General features: G+C 55.7%; 2 protein-coding genes and 2 pseudogenes. 3 read left to right on the forward strand and 1 reads right to left on the reverse strand.

The window, feature by feature from the left end; genetic code table 11:
- A pseudogene (locus OP498_RS18185) lies at positions 1-348 on the forward strand (IS1595 family transposase); the annotation flags it as partial.
- A gap of 183 nt (positions 349-531) precedes the next feature.
- Here OP498_RS18185 and OP498_RS18190 read toward each other — a convergent pair.
- Positions 532-1263, reverse strand: a pseudogene (locus OP498_RS18190) (transposase); the annotation flags it as partial.
- 320 nt (positions 1264-1583) lie between these two features.
- On the opposite strand from OP498_RS18190, the gene OP498_RS18195 reads away from it, so the two are divergent.
- Both OP498_RS18195 and OP498_RS18200 read left to right on the forward strand, forming a co-directional pair.
- The gene (locus OP498_RS18195; protein ID WP_280554769.1) at positions 1584-1715 is read left to right on the forward strand and encodes a hypothetical protein; all 132 of its coding nucleotides are present in this window, start codon (positions 1584-1586) and stop codon (positions 1713-1715) included.
- Between the two features lie 138 nt (positions 1716-1853).
- Positions 1854-3005, forward strand: coding sequence for a DcaP family trimeric outer membrane transporter (locus tag OP498_RS18200; protein WP_280554770.1), 1152 nt, complete (start codon positions 1854-1856; stop codon positions 3003-3005).
- Positions 3006-3473: the final 468 nt, after the last annotated feature.

Here is a 3473-nt window from a genome sequence, read left to right on the forward strand (position 1 = left end):
ATCTTCCATGGCACGCACTTGCCGCTGACCACCTGGTGTCTGGCGATCTACCTGCTCACGCAGCGCAAGAGTGGCATCTCGGCGCTGCAGCTGTCCCGGGAGCTCGGCGTCAACTACAACACCGCCTGGAAGCTCAAGCACAAGCTGCTGCAGGTCATGCACGAGCGCAACCAGGGCGAGAGGCTCTCCGGGCGCATCGAAATCGATGACGCCTACCTGGGCGGTGAGCGGCCCGGAAAGCGCGGGCGCGGCGCTGAGCACAAGTTCCCCTTTGTCGCCGCCGTGCAAATCGATGAGGAAGGCCATCCGCAGCGGGTTCAGCTGCGCCGTGTGAGCGGCTTTACCCTTGACCCCGCCTCATTCATGAGGGTGCCGAATGAGGGTGTTGGACCGTGGGTTTGCTGGCATCGGGCCACGTCAACGTCATCAAGCCGCTTGAGAGCCGGGCTATCTATTCTATATCCGACTCACAGATCGTCTATTCATAACGTTTAAGCATCAATGCCGAGAGTTGGCGCGGCTACAGTGGACCCCGGTACTCTCATTGAGCCGCCGTACCAAGTGTGGAATCCAGGTGTCGGCGTTTTCGGCCGGGCCGGCGTTGCCCTCGCGCAGCAGGCCACCGACCATGTCGCCGGTCTCGGCCAGCGAGGCGACCAGCGGCGAAGTGATTCGTGCGCCCACGTGCCCATGAAACGCCGAACCGCCCTGGTGACCGTGGACCTCGATCAGCAGGCCGTCGATATCCAACGTCAGGTGCATGGGTCGTTCGCCATTGTTCAGCGAGGTCAGACGCCAAACCACCAGCCGTAGCAGGCCCTCGTGCACGGCGTCGATGTTGTCGCCCCGGCCCAGGCAGGTCAGCAGCCGCGACAGCGTAGCTTGAGACGGTCGGCTCTGGGCCAATGGCGTTGTACCGCGCGCATCGCTGCACGCCAGTTGCCAGAGCGGATCGCGGCGCAACGTGTCGGTATCGCTGAGATCGATCCAGCCCATGGCTCGCTGCAGCACCACGGTACGCACTTGGCTGGCCAACGAGTGACGGATGCGCAACGGGTTGCGCTGATCGACCAGGTTGTCCTCCGGCGCATCGATCACACCGCTGTTGTCGAGGGCTTCGCGCAGCAGCAAGGCACCGCTGTCGCTGGTGGTGCGCTGGCCGTCGAGCTCAACGCGGATGGACCCGTTGCAGGACGGAATCCAGGGAGATACGCTTTCACCCATAGCGAGTGGTCCTCTTGAATCGTGTTCTGGTAGGAACATCTTGATTCTACAAGAGAAACTGCTCGCTATCTTCTTTTCTATCTCAGCCCGATGAATGAGGCGGGTTTCACCCATAGCGGATGGCCTCTTGGAATCGCATTCTTTCCGGAACTGACTGATTCTCCAGGAGTTCACCATTCGCTATCTTCGTTTTCAGCACTCCCTCATGAATATCCCGGGAGGAAGAGTGCCGAGGCCAACTTCATGGATTCAGGGTGTTGACAGGAAGTGTTTTTTTTTTTAACTTTTGGGTGCAAGGGACGAATCAAAGTTCTTATTGTGTACTCAACAAGGCAATAAAAATTTAGCAGGAGAACAAAATGCGTAAGCAGATCATTTGCTCCACCAGCATGGCGCCTTCCGAAATTCAGGAAGATAGACAAAAGAAGCATGACCTTGTTTTATCAGAAAAACATGGGGATGGTGAAAAATTAATTTCCCCGTCGACTTAAAGCGCATACTCGTTCATGGCAATCAATCTTACAACCTCCCAACATCGAAAGGATATCTTACTAATGCGATCTAATATAACAATATTCAAGATGACAAAACTTACTCTCTGCGTATCAATCGTTTCAGGGGTGGCAAGCATGGCGACGGCTCCCGCATATGCCTTCGATGTCGTAGAAGCGGGCCAACCCGTGGTCACCGGCGAGCCAAGCCGCGTCGGTCCACCGTGGAATCATCGCTCAACCATCAATATCCCGGGGACTAAAACCGATATCGCCTTTGGTGGTTATGTCAAGCTCGATATGCTTTATGATTTTGACTATGATCTTGGGAAATCCACCTCCCCTTTTCGGGTCCTGAACTCAGATAACCGAACGGATGGCAGAACAGATTTTACTGCCTATGAGTCGCGCCTTAACTTCCGCACACACACAATGACCGATTATGGTCGTTTGACGACCTACTTTGAGGGTCATTTTTTGCCTGATGGAAATTTTGGCTTGCGTCATGCCTATGGTGAGTTCAATAGATTTCTCGCTGGACAGACGTGGACGAACTTCGACAGCTTCGTCGGGGCGACGCGCACCCTGGCACTGGGTGATCCCATGGGGTATGTATTTGAACGCCAAGCCCAGTTGCGCTACACCCAGCCGGTTGGCGCGGGCGACCTGTCGTTCTCCGTGGAGGACCCGGATACGGTCATTGCCCGCGACGATGCGGGTGTAGCCAGCGGTGAGAGCCAGTTCCCCGACTTGACGGTACGCTATGAGTACAAGCGCTTGTTTTCTCTGGCCGGTGTGCTCCGTCATCTCTCTACCAATGACATCACAAACTCCGTGGATGACGAAACCACGGGATATGGCGTCAGTACGGAATTCCGCCTACCTATTACGCCAATGACCAGCCTGAAGGGTACCGCCACTTACGGTGAAGGTATCGGTAATTACATGGGCAACCCCGGCAATACGGGACATCGCAACGCACCCGATGTCTACGTCAATGATAATAACGAACTCGAGGCCGTCGAGACACACGCTTTCGGTGTATCGCTCAACCATAACTGGACTGACGCCTGGTTCAGCTCCGTTGGTTTTTCCCGCCTCGACCAAGACCTTCCCGTTCGTTATGGTGACCAGTTCGAGACTGCCGATTATGCCTTCGCGAACGTGATTTGGGACGTCACCCAACGCCTGGCAGTAGGCCTTGAATATCAGAATGTCGATGTCGAACAGGTTAGCGGCAGCTCCAACGATGCCAGCCGTCTGCAGGCCAGTGCCATCTTCCAGTTCTAGCGAAGTAATGATAATCGATCGTGAATTTGGCTAGCGTCCCACATAATGCCAGTCAGTGTTAACTGACTGGCATTTGAGCGATCTGGGGGTGAGGACAAATGATCAAAACGTCAGATCGTAAACGTCCCGTGATATGCATCTGGGTCGGATAGACCGGGCGATTGCTCGTCCCGGCCCCCCCCCCCCACAGATCCGAGCGTGCGCGATTGACGCACTCGGCTCCTCAATCATCAGCTTCACTGAAAGACTCCCCGGTGTACGATCCTTGCCTTGGGCAGCGGTAGGCGCTTGAGCAGCAGGTTAGCCTTCGCCCAGGAGAAGTAGGCTCCTGAATCCGTGACCCCAAAGCCCAAGTCTTCGTAAGCGCTCCACAAACCCCATCTTATGCAGCTGAATAACGTCCGTCAGACTGGTGTCACCCAATCCTAAGGAGGACACCATGAACGAGCTGACTTCGACGCAGGCCTA

The organism is Halomonas sp. 25-S5, from assembly GCF_029889845.1.
GTDB lineage: Bacteria > Pseudomonadota > Gammaproteobacteria > Pseudomonadales > Halomonadaceae > Halomonas.

What these genes read in the sequence shown, in the direction of transcription:
- OP498_RS18195 (WP_280554769.1), top strand. Translation starts at nt 1,584, where the DNA reads ATGCGTAAGCAGATCATTTGCTCCACCAGCATGGCGCCTTCCGAAATT.
- OP498_RS18200 (WP_280554770.1), top strand. Translation starts at nt 1,854, where the DNA reads ATGGCGACGGCTCCCGCATATGCCTTCGATGTCGTAGAAGCGGGCCAA.